At 32.0% G+C, this 14,042-nt stretch carries 17 protein-coding genes; 12 read left to right on the top strand and 5 right to left on the bottom strand.

Features of this window, described 5'->3' with window-relative positions; genetic code table 11:
* The first annotated feature begins 59 nt into the window (after window positions 1-59).
* Window positions 60-479 carry a nucleoside-diphosphate kinase gene (locus tag AAON49_RS01425; protein ID WP_349552096.1) on the top strand — a complete coding sequence of 140 codons (420 nt, stop codon included), beginning with the start codon at window positions 60-62 and terminating at the stop codon, window positions 477-479.
* Window positions 480-542: 63 nt separating this feature from the next.
* Here the strand turns inward: AAON49_RS01425 and AAON49_RS01420 are convergent, their stop codons facing one another.
* Together AAON49_RS01420 and recF are read right to left on the bottom strand one after the other, a co-directional pair.
* A complete protein-coding gene (locus tag AAON49_RS01420; RefSeq protein WP_349552095.1) occupies window positions 543-839 on the bottom strand; it encodes a DciA family protein in 297 nt (98 codons plus the stop codon).
* Entirely contained in the window at window positions 839-1,918 is a 1,080-nt protein-coding gene (gene recF, locus AAON49_RS01415; protein WP_349552094.1) for a DNA replication/repair protein RecF, read from the bottom strand. Before recF ends, AAON49_RS01420 begins: the two co-directional genes overlap by 1 nt.
* Before the next feature lie 113 nt (window positions 1,919-2,031).
* Here recF and AAON49_RS01410 point away from each other — a divergent pair, with 113 nt between their 5' ends.
* From AAON49_RS01410 to AAON49_RS01380, 7 genes are all read left to right on the top strand, one after another.
* A complete protein-coding gene (locus AAON49_RS01410; protein WP_349552092.1) occupies window positions 2,032-2,799 on the top strand; it encodes a tetratricopeptide repeat protein in 768 nt (255 codons plus the stop codon).
* 5 nt (window positions 2,800-2,804) lie between these two features.
* Window positions 2,805-3,284, top strand: a complete 480-nt coding sequence (gene ribH / locus AAON49_RS01405; protein WP_349552091.1) for a 6,7-dimethyl-8-ribityllumazine synthase — start codon at window positions 2,805-2,807, stop codon at window positions 3,282-3,284.
* 120 nt (window positions 3,285-3,404) lie between these two features.
* Window positions 3,405-3,683, top strand: a complete 279-nt coding sequence (locus AAON49_RS01400; protein ID WP_349552089.1) for a riboflavin synthase subunit beta — start codon at window positions 3,405-3,407, stop codon at window positions 3,681-3,683.
* Window positions 3,683-5,485 (top strand): DNA mismatch repair endonuclease MutL, encoded by a 1,803-nt coding sequence (mutL, locus tag AAON49_RS01395; protein WP_349552087.1) that lies wholly within the window; start codon window positions 3,683-3,685, stop codon window positions 5,483-5,485. The genes AAON49_RS01400 and mutL overlap by 1 nt, the downstream gene beginning before the upstream one ends.
* Window positions 5,486-5,488: 3 nt before the next feature.
* Window positions 5,489-6,223 carry a rhomboid family intramembrane serine protease gene (locus AAON49_RS01390; protein WP_349552086.1) on the top strand — a complete coding sequence of 245 codons (735 nt, stop codon included), beginning with the start codon at window positions 5,489-5,491 and terminating at the stop codon, window positions 6,221-6,223.
* On the top strand, window positions 6,224-7,078 hold the full coding sequence (locus AAON49_RS01385; protein WP_349552084.1) for a rhomboid family intramembrane serine protease: 855 nt from the start codon (window positions 6,224-6,226) through the stop codon (window positions 7,076-7,078). It abuts the gene before it with no gap.
* An 11-nt stretch (window positions 7,079-7,089) separates the two neighbouring features.
* Window positions 7,090-8,112, top strand: a complete 1,023-nt coding sequence (locus tag AAON49_RS01380) for an endonuclease/exonuclease/phosphatase family protein (protein ID WP_349552083.1) — start codon at window positions 7,090-7,092, stop codon at window positions 8,110-8,112.
* A gap of 4 nt (window positions 8,113-8,116) precedes the next feature.
* Here AAON49_RS01380 and AAON49_RS01375 read toward each other — a convergent pair whose 3' ends face one another.
* The 3 genes from AAON49_RS01375 to AAON49_RS01365 are packed head-to-tail and all read right to left on the bottom strand — an operon-like array spanning window position 8,117 to window position 10,531.
* Complete coding sequence (locus tag AAON49_RS01375) at window positions 8,117-9,721, bottom strand: ABC transporter substrate-binding protein (RefSeq protein ID WP_349552082.1); 1,605 nt, start codon at window positions 9,719-9,721, stop codon at window positions 8,117-8,119.
* Window positions 9,705-10,022 carry an antibiotic biosynthesis monooxygenase family protein gene (locus tag AAON49_RS01370; RefSeq protein ID WP_349552081.1) on the bottom strand — a complete coding sequence of 106 codons (318 nt, stop codon included), beginning with the start codon at window positions 10,020-10,022 and terminating at the stop codon, window positions 9,705-9,707. Before AAON49_RS01370 ends, AAON49_RS01375 begins: the two co-directional genes overlap by 17 nt.
* Window positions 10,019-10,531 carry a GNAT family N-acetyltransferase gene (locus AAON49_RS01365; RefSeq protein WP_349552079.1) on the bottom strand — a complete coding sequence of 171 codons (513 nt, stop codon included), beginning with the start codon at window positions 10,529-10,531 and terminating at the stop codon, window positions 10,019-10,021. The genes AAON49_RS01370 and AAON49_RS01365 overlap by 4 nt, the downstream gene beginning before the upstream one ends.
* A 49-nt stretch (window positions 10,532-10,580) precedes the next feature.
* Between AAON49_RS01365 and mtaB the strand changes: the two genes are divergently transcribed.
* Genes mtaB through AAON49_RS01345 form a run of 4 tightly spaced genes read left to right on the top strand, consistent with a single transcriptional unit; the run spans window position 10,581 to window position 14,040 of the window.
* The gene (gene mtaB, locus AAON49_RS01360; RefSeq protein WP_349552078.1) at window positions 10,581-11,915 is read left to right on the top strand and encodes a tRNA (N(6)-L-threonylcarbamoyladenosine(37)-C(2))-methylthiotransferase MtaB; all 1,335 of its coding nucleotides are present in this window, start codon (window positions 10,581-10,583) and stop codon (window positions 11,913-11,915) included.
* An 11-nt stretch (window positions 11,916-11,926) separates the two neighbouring features.
* Window positions 11,927-12,427, top strand: coding sequence for a DUF6438 domain-containing protein (locus tag AAON49_RS01355; RefSeq protein ID WP_349552076.1), 501 nt, complete (start codon window positions 11,927-11,929; stop codon window positions 12,425-12,427).
* Window positions 12,427-13,083, top strand: coding sequence for an alpha/beta hydrolase (locus AAON49_RS01350; RefSeq protein WP_349552075.1), 657 nt, complete (start codon window positions 12,427-12,429; stop codon window positions 13,081-13,083). The genes AAON49_RS01355 and AAON49_RS01350 overlap by 1 nt, the downstream gene beginning before the upstream one ends.
* A gap of 54 nt (window positions 13,084-13,137) precedes the next feature.
* A complete protein-coding gene (locus AAON49_RS01345) occupies window positions 13,138-14,040 on the top strand; it encodes a lytic transglycosylase domain-containing protein (RefSeq protein ID WP_349552073.1) in 903 nt (300 codons plus the stop codon).
* The last annotated feature ends 2 nt before the right edge of the window (window positions 14,041-14,042 follow it).

Below are 14,042 nucleotides of genomic sequence, written 5' to 3'. Positions count from 1 at the left end.
ATTTAATTAAAAATTTATGTACTTTTGCCGCGATTTTAAAAACAAACATTAAAATAAAAATGGCAACAAATAGAACATTTACCATGATTAAGCCTGATGCTGTAGAAAACGGTCATACAGGAGCTATCTTAGAGAAGATCAATGCTGCAGGATTTAGAATCGTGGCAATGAAAAAAACACAAATGACTAAAAATGATGCAGAGACTTTCTATGCGATTCACAGTGAACGTCCATTCTTTGGAGAGTTGGTTGAGTTTATGACAAGAGGTCCTATCATAGCAGCTGTGTTAGAAAAAGAAAATGCAGTTGAAGATTTTAGAACTTTAATTGGTGCTACAAATCCTGCTGAAGCTGCAGAAGGAACTATCAGACAATTGTATGCTACCTCTATGGGAGAAAATGCTGTACACGGTTCTGACAGTGATGAAAACGCTGAAATTGAAGGAAACTTTCACTTCTCTGGTAGAGAAATGTTCTAGATAAAAGTTACTTCTTTTAAATATATTATGAAACTCGTTACTTTTAGGTAGCGAGTTTTTTATTTACACCAACATCAATTTAGAAACCAACTCCTCACCCATTTCTTGGTTGATCATCTTAATAATCTTTTCTTTTCCGTAGCTTAGTTCCTCTCTTAAGACAGAAGAGCTTAATTTAATAATCAAAGTTTTGTTTTGTAACTGAACAGAGTCTGTATACGAAACCACACCTTGGCCCATTAGTTTCGACCAAACCTCTTCTATTTGAAGTTTCTGCATTCCTTTGGTCAAATTATTTTCTTTGATAAAAGATTGCATCAAATCTTTAATAGGGTTCGCTTCATTTTTTCTCTGACTCATTACAGCTCGAAGATTTGATAAGGTTTGTTACTTTGTTGAATTACATTTTCGGTTCTATCAGAATGTGTGTCTGTGATAAATATTTGTCCAAATTCATCATTATTCACCAAATCCACAATATGTGAAACTCTAGATTCATCTAGCTTGTCAAAAATATCATCCAGCAATAGAATTGGTGTTAAATTAGATTGTTGCTTAATAAATTCAAACTGTGCCAACTTTAGTGCAATCAAGTAGGATTTTTGCTGACCTTGAGACCCAAATTTTTTAATAGGATATTCTCCTATTTCAAAGCTTAAATCATCTTTATGAATACCTGTTGTTGTGTATTGTAAAATTTTGTCTTTTTCTAAAGCCTTATTCAACAAATCTCTTAAAGATGAAATGTGTAACTGACTTTTATACGATAGATTCACTTGCTCTGTATCTTTAGAAATGATCTGGTATTTCTTATTAAAAATAGGAATGAATTTTTCTAAAAACAGTTTTCTCTTTTCATAGATTTTTGTCCCATAAGCTATGAGTTGATCATCATAAACTTCTAGGTTAGCAGTATCAAACGTTCTATTGGCAGCAAAATATTTTAGCAGTGCATTCCTTTGAGATAGCACTTTATTATAGGCTATTAAATCTTGTAGGTAAGACTTGTCTTGTTGGGAAATAACACCATCTATAAATTTTCTCCTCGTTTCGCTTCCTTCTATAACTAAATCCCTATCAGAAGGCGAAATAATGACCAAAGGAATCTGACCAATGTGGTCTGAGAACTTTTCATAAGCTTTCCCATTCCTTTTTAGTACCTTTTTTTGGCCACGCTTTAAGCTACAAATTATTTTTTCTTTTCTATCGTTGATTGTATAGTCTCCTTCAACAACAAAAAAACTTTGATTATGTTTAATATTTTGTACCGCTACAGGGTTAAAATAACTTTTAGCAAAAGACAAATAATAGATTGCATCCAACACATTAGTTTTTCCAACGCCATTCTTACCTACAAAACAATTTATCTTCTTTTCAAAGTCGAAAGTCTTTGAATCAAAATTTTTAAAATTAAGTACGGATAATTTCTCTAAATACATTTGTTGAAATCTACAGTCGATAGAAGCTGCAAATTATTGAAAATTTACCAAATACAAGCTTTTAAAATCCAATTAAAAAAACTATTTTTGCGCCTACTAATTTTTAAAGGAGTATGGCAACATATAAGAAAAGAGGAGCAAAACCAAGAGATAAGAAAGATCAACAAGCTGCTGAAATGCAAAGTACAACAGCAGAAGTGTTTAACACATTAGATGAAACTGCATCAAGATCTGAGAAATGGATTGAAAAAAATAACAAAACGTTATTTTATGCTTTGGTAGCTGTTATTGTTGTAATCTTAGGATACATGGGATACAACAAATACATTGTTGAGCCAACAGAAAATGAAGCTTCTAACGAATTAGCTTTCCCAAGAAAATATTTTGATGAAGCTGCAACTGCTGGTTCAGCTAGTGTAGATTCATTATTAAAATTAGGTTTAGACGGTGCTGATGGTAAATACGGATTCATAGACATCGCTGATAGGTTTAGTGGAACCAAAGCTGGAAATATTGCAAACTATTATGCTGGTGTTTCTTACTTAAAATTAAAAGAATACAAACTAGCAATTGATTATTTAGATAGATTTAAATCTGATGATGATATACTAGGACCAACTGCTATTGGTGCTATAGGTGATGCTTTTGCAGACTTAAACCAAAATGATAGTGCTTTAGAATATTATGAGAAGGCAGCGAATAAAAAAGACAATGAGTTTACTGCTCCATTATTCTTATTCAAAGCTGGAAAAACTGCTCTTGAACTAGGAAATTTTTCTAAAGCAGAACAATTATTCCAAAAAATAAAAGATAAATATCCTACTTCAACAATTGGTAGAGATATAGATAAATACATTAGCAGTGCAAAATATGCACAATAAAAGCAATGGCAACAACTAATTTATCTTCTTACGATAAAGCAACAATCCCAAATGCGAATTCTTTTCGATTTGGGATTGTTGTTTCTGAGTGGAATCCAGAGATTACTCAAAACATGCACAAAGGTGCTATTGAAACCTTGATAGACTGTGGAGCAAAACAAGAAAATATTATTTCTTGGGAAGTTCCAGGAAGTTTTGAATTGGTCTATGGTTGTAAGAAAATGATTGAAACACAAAACGTAGATGCTATCATTGCTGTGGGAAATGTAATTCAAGGAGAGACCAAACATTTTGATTTTGTTTGTGACGGTGTTACCCAAGGTATTGTAGATCTTAATATCAAATATGATACTCCAGTTATCTTTTGTGTCTTAACAGATAATACCAAGCAACAATCTATAGATAGATCAGGCGGTAAGTTAGGAAACAAAGGTGTTGAATGTGCAGTGGCTGCAATCAAAATGGCTGCTTTAAGACAGATTTAACAATAGAACTTACCAACATTTCTTGACCATCTTTGCATTATTAAGTAACTTTGACAGAATCGAATCTTTTGGAGCTATTTTTGTTAAGTTTATCTTCATTAAATCATTTTATTTTTCATTATGAAGTTTTTAAGACGGACATATAAGAAATTTGAGTACAAACCTAGATATTATAAAGGAGAAGGAAATCCTTATGAAATCCGTCATAAATTTGATGAATATAGAACTACTACTGGAAAGAATAAGAGTTTAAAATCTAAATTAAATAACGCAATTGAAGAATTGAGAAGCTCAGATAGTAAAGGAGCTAATAGGACTATTCTTATTGTTATTGCTATTCTAGTTTTTATATTTTTATACATCATAGATTTCGATCTATCTATATTTCTAGAAAACTAATGTCAGACATCATTCAGCTTTTACCAGACCATGTTGCCAATCAGATCGCTGCAGGTGAAGTAGTTCAGCGCCCTGCTTCTGTAGTAAAAGAGTTGTTAGAAAATTCTATTGATGCTGGTGCATCTTCAATAAAGCTCATCTTAAAAGACGCAGGTAAAACCTTAATTCAAGTAATTGATAATGGTAAAGGGATGAGTATTACCGATGCTCGTTTGTCATTTGAACGTCATGCCACTTCCAAAATTCGTTCTGCTGAAGATTTATTTCAATTACACACTAAAGGTTTTCGAGGTGAAGCCTTGGCATCTATTGCTGCCATTGCACATGTTGAAATGAAAACCAAGCTTGAAAATGAAGAATTAGGAACTCATATTAAAATTGAAGGTAGCAAAGTAACCTATCAAGAAGCTATTGCTACTCCAACTGGTACAAGCCTTTCTGTAAAAAACTTATTTTACAACATTCCTGCAAGAAGAAATTTCTTAAAGTCAGATACTGTAGAAACAAGACATATTATTGATGAATTTCAACGTGTTTCTTTAGCACATCCAGAAATAGCTTTTAGCTTACATCACAATAATAATGAAGTATATAGACTCAATGAGAATAATTTGAGAAAACGTGTCGTTGAAATTTTTGGTTCGAAAATGAACGAAAAATTGGTTCCTATTGAAGAAGCAACAGAAATGATGTCTATTACAGGGTTTGTTGCAAAACCAACATATGCTAAGAAAAAACGTGGCGAACAATTTTTCTTTGTTAATGATCGCTTTGTAAAAAGTCCATATTTAAACCACGCAGTTGTTTCGGCTTTTGATGGTTTATTAGAACAAGGATCTCATCCGTCATATTTTTTATACCTCAAGGTCCCTACGAAAAGTATTGATATTAATATTCATCCAACAAAAACGGAAGTTAAATTTGATGATGAAAAGGCACTGTATGCAATTTTGAGAGCTACAATAAAACATAGCTTAGGACAGTATAGCATTGCTCCTGTTCTTGATTTCAATAGAGATTCTACATTAGATACTCCTTATGATTTCAGTAAAAAACCTAGTACAGCTTCAGTTCCAAAAATTACAGTAGACCCAACATTCAATCCTTTTAAAAAAGAAAGTCAAAAATCTTCTGGTTATATCTCTAAACAAGATGTTGGTAGTTGGGAAAGTTTGTATGTAACTACTGAAGAAAAACAAGAACATGAAACCCTTTTTGAAGGAGAAAAAGAAGCACAAGCCAATAAAACATTACAAATTCAGCGGAAATATTTATTGAGTTCTATTAAATCTGGTGTTGTTTTAATACATCAATCTCTGGCGCATCAGAGAGTTTTGTATGAAGATTTTTTAGAAACGATTACTGTAAAAGAAGTAAACAGTCAGCAGCTTTTATTTCCTATTACTATTTCTTTCTCATCTGCAGAAATAGAAACGATTTATAGTCTTAAATCTGATTTAGAAAGTGTTGGATTTCTATTTGATGAGTTTACCAAAGATGCTGTAACAATTAAAGGAACTCCGCCGTCTATATCAGAAAGTAAGATTACTATCGTTTTAGAAGAGTTACTTGAAAATGTGAACTTAGATGTACCCGACACTGATTTTAACCCATTTGATCAAATGGCTAAATCATTTGCAAAGACGTTGTCTATTAAGACAGGTACTTCTTTAACGCAAAAAGAGCAAGAAAACTTAGTAAATAACTTGTTCTCTTGTAAAGAGCCCAGTATCTCTCCTAACGGAAGAGCAATATTTAAAACATTAACACTAAAAGAAGTAGACCATTTATTTGGGAGTTAAGATATGCCTAGATTAACTGAAGCCATAAAACATTTAATCATTATCAATGTTATTTTATTTGTTGCTCCGCAACTTCTAAAAATGGATTTGACTAATGTTCTTGCGCTACATTTTCCACAAAATGAACATTTTGGAGTTTGGCAATATATAACACACATGTTTATGCATGGAAGCTTCCCTCATATTCTTTTTAACATGTATGCTTTATGGGCGTTCGGCACACCTTTAGAACAAATATGGGGAAGAAATAAATTCTTATTCTTTTATTTTTCAGCTGGTCTTGGAGCTGGTTTAATTTATACTTTCGTCAATTACTATCAATTCAATGGATTTTATGAAATTTTAACTCAGAATGGTTTATCAGTTACAGATATCAATTCTATTTTAGATACAGGTATTTATACTAATTATGCAGATATTATAACTTTAAGTAAACAAGAGTTAACAGAGTTTTACAATCTTTATCACACTCCTGCTGTTGGAGCTTCCGGTGCGGTTTACGGAATTTTAGTAGCTTTTGGCATGTATTATAAAGATGCTAAATTGGCATTGATTTTTTTCCCAATTCCAATAGCAGCAAAATATTTTATTCCATTAATATTATTAGGTGATTTGTTCTTTGGAGTTACAAAATATTCGATTGGAAATATTGCTCATTTTGCACATATTGGAGGAGCAATTATCGGTTTTATCATTGCATTATATTGGCGTAAAAATCAATTCAAACGCTGGAAATAAATGAGTATTCTAAAAGACTTACAAATCCGATTTAAAAAAGGAAGCATCCTTGAGCAACTGATTTATATCAATATTGCTGTATTCATTCTAACGCTTATTATTGGTTCTTTCTCTGGTTTATTTAATAGCAAACCAGATTTCATTGTCAATTGGTTTGCCTTGTCTTCTTCTTTAGACACATGGATTACAAGACCATGGACCATTATTACTTATGGGTTTTTCCATGATGGTTTTTTACATATCCTTTTTAATTGTCTTTGGTTGTATATTTTTGGACGATTGTTCTCAGACTATTTTACTCCTAAACAACTGCTAACTTTTTATTTATTAGGAACTGTATTTGGTGGTATTGCTTATATGCTAAGCTATAATTTCTTTCCTGTTTTTGAAGGTAAATTAGGTGCTATGGTTGGTGCATCTGCAGGAGTTTCTGCTATTGTAATAGGAATAGCCACTTATATTCCCAACTATCAACTCCGATTTCGCTTTATAGGGTATATTAAAGTGTGGCATTTAGCTGGCTTTTTCATTTTAATGGATTTGATACAGCTTGCTGGAAGTAATGGCGGTGGACATTTTTCTCATTTAGGAGGTGCTTTGTTTGGTTTTTTCTATGTATCGCAAGCAAGCAACAAGAAATTAAACATTTTTGGATCTCTTTCTAATCTTTTTAAAAGAAAGCAAAAACCTCTAAGAACAGTTCACAAATCTAAAAGAAGACCAGCTCCACAACCCAAGCATGTGAAACCAGATAAACAACAAAAAATAGATGATATTCTTGATAAGATTAGTAAGTCTGGATATGACACATTGTCAAAAGAAGAGAAAGAATTTTTATTTAAACAGGGAAAGTAAATGAATGCTTAATGAAAAAGAAATCAAAATCCCTTTTAGATCGAATCTTATTTTTACTCAATTCTATCATAGCAATTGTCTTATTGCTATCGTATATACTACCATACATTTCCCCAGAGAAAGCACCAAGTCTAACTATCTTAAGTTTATTTGTACCCTTATTATTTTTTCTCAATCTCTTATTTGCTATTTATTGGATTATCCGGCTAAAAAAACAGTTAATCCTATCAGTAATAGTCATTGTTTTAGGTTTTGGTTATATCAGTAGTTTTTATAAATTTTCTGAAAAAGGAGTTCTTTTAAACGATGATATAAAAGTAATGAGCTACAATGTGAAAATGTTTAATCATTACGGTTGGAGCACTAATGATTCTGTAGCTCAAAAAACGTCAAATTTCATCAAAGAAAAAGATCCAGACATCCTATTACTACAAGAATTCTTTCATCATGAAAACTTATCAATCTCTTATCCGTATAGTTTTGTAAAAATGAAAAGCAAAACCAATAAGTTTGGTTTGGTTATCTATTCTAAATATCAGATTATTAATTCTGGCTCCTTAGATTTTAAGAACAGTGCTAATAATATAATCTTTACTGATGTTCTAAAAGGAAATGATACAATACGTGTTTACAATGTTCATCTAGAGTCTTTACGATTGAATCCTGAAAAGGAAAATTTTGGTGAAAAAAATTCAGATAAACTTATGCGCCGCATGAAAGTAGCTTTCAAAAAACAAGCCATACAAACTGAACAGTTTATAGACCATCAAAAACTATGGAATGGAAAAGTAATTGTAGCTGGCGACTTTAATAATACTGCGTTTTCATGGGTATACAAACAGATTGCAAAAGGAAAACAAGATGCTTTTACTATTGCAGGTAAAGGTTTAGGAAGGACATTTGATTATGGATATCCTGTTCGTATCGATTTTATTTTGCCAGACACAAATTTTAATATCAATACTTTCAAGACTTTTTCTGTAAAGTACTCAGACCACTTCCCTATCCTAGCTAGAATTAACCTAAAAAAATAGAAATCTATTTCGACTTCTTAACTCGTTTTAAAAACAAGTGATTGGTTGGATTGATTCCCAAACCACTAATATTCTTGTGCGTAAAACGAACTACCTCGTCATAATACAAAGGTATTACCGGTGCAGATGACATCAGTAAGCTGTCCATTTTTTGATACAAAGCATGTCGCTCATTGGTGTTGGTTGTATGAATAGATTTTTCGAATAAGGCATCAAATTCGTCATTCTTATAATGTGTATAATTGGGACCGTTTGGTGAAAAGTTTTTGCTATGAAAAATAAATAAGTAATTTTCCGCATCAGGGTAATCAGCAACCCAACTTCCTCTAAAAATTGACAGTTTCCCATTAACTTTTTGCTCTCTCAAAGTAGAAGGAGGCATTACATCAACTCTAACTTCCAAGCCAATCTTTTGCATTTCCCTTTGAATAAACTCGCACATATCTTGATACTGGCTATTGGTAGAAATTGTAATGGATGGATTTTTATTACCCGTTTCTGAGATGTATTCTTGAATAAGTTTTTTTGCTTTTTCAGGTTGGTATGTATATCCTTCCATAAAATTAAAAGACGGTAACCCTTTAGGTATAAATCCGTTTAAAGCAGGAGTTCCTATTCCGTTTCGCAAATATTGAATCATTTTAACTCTATCAAATCCATAGTTCATGGCTTTGCGGATTTTTTCAGAATTGGTTTCCTTTTCTTTCGCATCTGTATACACGCCTAAATATTCTGTATTTAAATAAGGGCCAGTAACCATATTTATCTTATCTGAATATTTCTCTTGTAATTTCCCTTTAGAAGTTAAAATATTGTCTTTATAAGAATTATCGATACTGTTTAGGAAGTCAGAATTACCTTGAATAAATTGAAGAAACTCACTTTGCTTATCCGGTAAAAAAGTAGTAGAAACTGCCTCTAAATACGGCAATTGATTTCCTTCTTCGTCTTTTTCAAAATACAATGGATTTTTTCTAAAAATTAATTTTATGTTTTCTACCCACAATTTAAACTGAAAAGGTCCAGTTCCAATAGGATTGGCTCTAAAATCACTTCCGAAAAAATCTACAGCTTCCTTAGGAACAACCGAACAATATTGCATACTTAACAAGCTTATAAAAGGCGGAAAGGGACTTTTTAATTGGATAACAAACGTAGAGTCGTTTTTTGCATGAAATTCGTCAACATAATCCAAAACCCATTTCCCTGGTGAAGCCACTTTAGGGTCTATCAATCGATGAAAAGAATATTCAAAATCTTTAGCAATTACATTTCTGGTAGAGTCTTTGCCAAACAAAGAATGTTTATGAAATTTCACATCTTTTCTTAGTGTGAATTCATAGCTTTTTCCATCTTCAGAAATCGACCATTTTTTAGCAATGGCTGGTTGTACATGTAAACTATCGTCTAATTGAACCAATCCGTTAAATAGTTGAGTTGTTGCCCAAATAGTTCTAAGATCTTTAGCAAAAGCTGGATCTAATGTTGTTAGATTTGCATGTTGATTGTATCTAAAAACCTGAGAGTCATCAAATTTAGAATCTCTTTTAGAACAAGAGATTAGTAAAGATATAATCAAAAAAACAAGAACGTTATTTTTGAAACCCATATTCTCTCTCAACCTTACAAATTCGTAATTGATATTGTTTGTACCATTGTTCTCTACCTCTATTTCTAGCCTCAGTATGTTCTACATTGTTTTTCCATTGTGCAACTGCATCTAAATCTTTCCAATAAGAAATAGTAATTCCTAATTCATTTCTCGTGTATTCTATTCCTAAATACCCTTCTTGCTCTTTTGCTAAAGCTTCCATTCGCTCTGCTGTACTTTCATAATCGGTAAGGTTATCAGTAAGCAAAGAGGTGAAAATTACCGCATAATAAGGAGGTTTTAAATCACTAACAATCATAATATTAATTCATATTTAGTTTCTGGTAATTGTAAACTAGGTTCAATCCCTTTTTCAACAATTTTAAAGTTACACTTTTCTAAGATTTTAACAGATGCATAATTTTCGTCATATACATATCCTATGAGTTTTGGTATTCCAATCGATTTACAATAATCAATAAGACCTTGACAAATTTCGAATCCATAGCCTAACCCCCAATATCTTTCTAAAAAACGATATCCTATCTCATCGTCTGAGTTTGAATCCTTAATCAGGGCACAAGTTCCAACAAATTTCGAATCCAATTTCTGATCGATGGCATAAATCCAAAAGCTATTATTCTCTTGGTTGTATTTCTCGATAAGGTCTATTAACTCTTCTTTATGGGCATCTTTAGTTTTTACTTCACCATCTGCATATTGCATAACTCTTTCATTACTTTGCATTTCATGAAAAGGGTTTAAATCGTTCATTTGCAATTTTCTAACCTGCAATCGTTGTGTTTCAAAAATGATCTGACTACTCACTTGAATTATAAGAATTATCGTAACTTTGTGCGCCTTTAAATGTACAAGAATGAATGCAGATAAAAAAGTAGCATTTTACACTTTAGGATGTAAGTTAAACTTCTCAGAAACATCTACCATAGCTCGTGGTTTTGTTAATGAGGGTTTTGAACGTGTAGACTTTGATGAAAAGGCCGATGTATACGTAATTAATACTTGTTCTGTTACTGATAATGCAGATAAACGATTTAAAACCATTGTAAAATCTGCTTTGAAGAAAAATGACGAAGCTTTTTTAATTGCTGTAGGTTGCTATGCTCAATTAAAACCGGAAGAATTGGCTGCTGTGGACGGAGTTGATTTGGTTTTGGGGGCCACAGAAAAATTTAATGTGACAAGCTACATCAACGATCTTACAAAAAATCAAGTGGGAGAAGTACATTCCTGTGAAATTGCTGATGCCGATTTTTATGTTGGGTCTTATTCTATTGGTGATCGTACTCGTGCTTTCTTAAAAGTTCAAGATGGTTGCGATTATAAATGTACCTACTGTACTATTCCTCTAGCTCGTGGTATTTCTCGTAGTGATACTTTAGAAAACGTTTTAAAGAATGCTAAAGAAATTTCTGAAAAAGGAATCAAAGAGATTGTACTAACTGGAGTAAATATTGGTGATTACGGAAAAGGGGAATTTGGTAACAAAAAGCATGAGCATACATTCTTAGAATTGGTGCAAGAGTTAGACAAAGTAAAAGGAATTCATCGTTTACGAATTTCATCTATAGAACCTAATCTTTTAAAAGATGAGACCATAGATTTTGTTTCTAAATCAGAAACTTTTGTTCCTCATTTTCACATTCCACTACAAAGTGGAAGTGATGATCTTTTAAAGAAAATGAAACGTCGTTATTTACGTAAAATATATACCAATCGAGTTTCAAAGATCAAAGAGGTTATGCCCAATGCTTGTATTGGTGTTGATGTAATTGTTGGATTCCCTGGAGAGACTGAAGAACATTTTCTAGAAACCTATAACTACTTGAATGATCTAGATATATCCTATTTGCATGTTTTCACTTACTCTGAACGTCCAAATACCGAAGCAATATTAATGGATGGGGTGGTTCCAAAAAATGTTCGTTCTAAACGCAGTAAAATGTTACGTGGTCTTTCAGCAAAAAAGAGAAGAGCTTTTTATGAAAGTCAATTAGGAAATACACTCACTGTTTTGTTTGAAAGCGAAAACAAAGAGGGATATATTCATGGCTTTACAGAGAATTATGTAAAAGTAAAAACACCGTGGAATCCAGAACTCGTCAACACATTACATGAAGTAACCTTAACTTCTATTGATGAAGATGGTTTGGTACGTTTTAATTTTGTAAAGGAGTCTGTAGAATTGTAAAATGTTATGCTATGAAAAAATTAATTCTCCTCTCATTTTTATTACTTGCTTTTGCCTGTGATACATCTACTAAAAAGAAAGAGAAAGAAATCATTGTTATTCCTGAACCCAAAGAGGTAGTGGTTGAAAAAAAGGTTGAAAAAATCGACAACACTTTAATCACACTCAAAAAAGAACCTTGTTCTGGAGATTGTCCAGTTTTTAAAGTAACCATTAATAAGGACAGCACTCTTACTTATAACGGTATTGAATACACAAAAATACTTGGTGAGCATACAATAAAATTAAACCCAAAAGAATATTCTACAATTGCAAAAGCTATAGGAAATGCTGATTTTCATAGCTTCAACAAAGAATATTCTGATGCCAGCTCTAATGATTTTTCAAAAACAACAATTACATTTGATAGTAAAGAAGTATCTGTAAGGCTGTGGAAAGATGCTCCTAAAGAACTTACCAAAGTATATGTTGCTATTGAAGACATTTTGTACCATCATAAGTTGTTAGAATAATGTCTAAAAAACACATCTATTGCTTTCCTGGATTAGGTGCTAGCACAAAAATATTTGAGTATATCAATCTGCCAAAAGAGTCTTTTGAGCTTCATTTATTGGAATGGAAAATGCCACTTTCTCTTAATGAGTCTATCCAAGAATACGCTGCTAGGATTTCTAAAGACATCATTCACGAAAATCCTGTTTTAGTAGGAGTTTCCTTTGGAGGGATGATTGTACAAGAAATTAGTAAAGTTATTTCTACAGAAAAAGTAATTATCATTTCTAGTATCAAAACACATGACGAACTTCCAAAAAGGTTGAAAGTAATTAGAGATACTAGGGCTTATAAGTTATTCCCGGCTAAAATTGCCGAAAATATAGAAGAATATACCAAGTATTTTTTTGGTGATTTTTTAAAGAAAAGAGCCGAGTTGTATAAAATGTATTTGTCTGTAAGAAATCCAGAATATATGAAATGGGCTATTTATAATGTATTACATTGGAAACAGAAAACACCACTAAAAAACATTATTCATATTCAAGGAACAGACGATCATGTCTTTCCTCACAAACATATCAAAGATTTTATTGCTGTTGAAAAAGGAACTCATGTGATGATTTTAATGAAGGCAAAAACAATTTCAGAAATAATTGTGAATCATTTAACTTGAATCATCCTTCACAATTTCTTAATTTTAGATTTTATTCTAAAAAAGGGGATTTACATGCAAAAAACACTACGTAATTTAGGGGTATTTTCAACTGCTTTACTTTCTATTTTCTTTATCAATGCTGTGTATGTTTCAGACGTAAGCGTACAAAAAAACACACATGAAACCTATAATATCAAAGCCTTAAAAATTCCTAATGGGATTACTTTTGCTGGAGAAAAAGTACCAGTAGAACGTTTTGATATTAGAGAACGAATGGATCGTGAGTTATTGGTTAATACTTATTGGCAATCAAATGGCCTATTACTAATTAAAAGAGCTAATAAATATTTTCCAATTATAGAACCTTTGCTAAAAAAATACGGAATTCCCGATGATTTTAAATACTTAGCTGTGGCAGAAAGTGGTTTACAAAACAACTCCTCTCCTGCCGGTGCTTCAGGTTTTTGGCATTTTTTAAGATCTTCAGCGAAAGAATATGGGTTAGAAGTGAATAGAAACGTAGATGAGCGTTACAACTTAGAGTTAGCAACGAAAGTAGCTGCTGAATATTTAAAGAAGTCTAAAGAACGTTTTGGAAGTTGGACACTGGCTGCTGCTGCCTATAATGCTGGAAACGCTCGTATATCTAAGCGATTAAAAACTCAGCAAGTTGATGATTATTACGATCTCTTATTGAACTCTGAAACCTCTCGTTATGTGTTTAGAATTGTTGCTTTGAAAGAGATTTTATCCAATCCTAAAAACTATGGGTTTGAATTTGAAAAGGAAGATTTATATACCCTACCAAAAACTAGGACTGTTAAAGTAGATACAGCAATTGCTAATATTGCTTCATTTGCTAAGAAGTTTGATACGAATTATAAAGAATTAAAACTTCACAATCCTTGGTTAAGAGAAAACAAATTGAATAACAAGAGTAGAAAACTGTATTATATTAAGATTCCTATTAAATAACA

This window comes from Pseudotenacibaculum sp. MALMAid0570 (assembly GCF_040151415.1).
GTDB lineage: Bacteria > Bacteroidota > Bacteroidia > Flavobacteriales > Flavobacteriaceae > Polaribacter.
Note: the sequence above shows the minus strand (reverse complement) of the source record. Positions and strands in the feature narration are given on the sequence as shown.

Coding starts and splice junctions, on each gene's coding strand:
- AAON49_RS01370 (WP_349552081.1), bottom strand. CDS start 10,022: ATGATTGTTAGTGATTTAAAACCTCCTTATTATGCGGTAATTTTCACC.
- AAON49_RS01410 (WP_349552092.1), top strand. CDS start 2,032: ATGGCAACATATAAGAAAAGAGGAGCAAAACCAAGAGATAAGAAAGAT.
- AAON49_RS01385 (WP_349552084.1), top strand. CDS start 6,224: ATGAGTATTCTAAAAGACTTACAAATCCGATTTAAAAAAGGAAGCATC.
- recF (WP_349552094.1), bottom strand. CDS start 1,918: ATGTATTTAGAGAAATTATCCGTACTTAATTTTAAAAATTTTGATTCA.
- AAON49_RS01425 (WP_349552096.1), top strand. CDS start 60: ATGGCAACAAATAGAACATTTACCATGATTAAGCCTGATGCTGTAGAA.
- AAON49_RS01345 (WP_349552073.1), top strand. CDS start 13,138: ATGCAAAAAACACTACGTAATTTAGGGGTATTTTCAACTGCTTTACTT.
- AAON49_RS01380 (WP_349552083.1), top strand. CDS start 7,090: ATGAAAAAGAAATCAAAATCCCTTTTAGATCGAATCTTATTTTTACTC.
- mutL (WP_349552087.1), top strand. CDS start 3,683: ATGTCAGACATCATTCAGCTTTTACCAGACCATGTTGCCAATCAGATC.
- AAON49_RS01355 (WP_349552076.1), top strand. CDS start 11,927: ATGAAAAAATTAATTCTCCTCTCATTTTTATTACTTGCTTTTGCCTGT.
- AAON49_RS01375 (WP_349552082.1), bottom strand. CDS start 9,721: ATGGGTTTCAAAAATAACGTTCTTGTTTTTTTGATTATATCTTTACTA.
- mtaB (WP_349552078.1), top strand. CDS start 10,581: ATGAATGCAGATAAAAAAGTAGCATTTTACACTTTAGGATGTAAGTTA.
- AAON49_RS01400 (WP_349552089.1), top strand. CDS start 3,405: ATGAAGTTTTTAAGACGGACATATAAGAAATTTGAGTACAAACCTAGA.
- AAON49_RS01390 (WP_349552086.1), top strand. CDS start 5,489: ATGCCTAGATTAACTGAAGCCATAAAACATTTAATCATTATCAATGTT.
- ribH (WP_349552091.1), top strand. CDS start 2,805: ATGGCAACAACTAATTTATCTTCTTACGATAAAGCAACAATCCCAAAT.
- AAON49_RS01420 (WP_349552095.1), bottom strand. CDS start 839: ATGAGTCAGAGAAAAAATGAAGCGAACCCTATTAAAGATTTGATGCAA.
- AAON49_RS01350 (WP_349552075.1), top strand. CDS start 12,427: ATGTCTAAAAAACACATCTATTGCTTTCCTGGATTAGGTGCTAGCACA.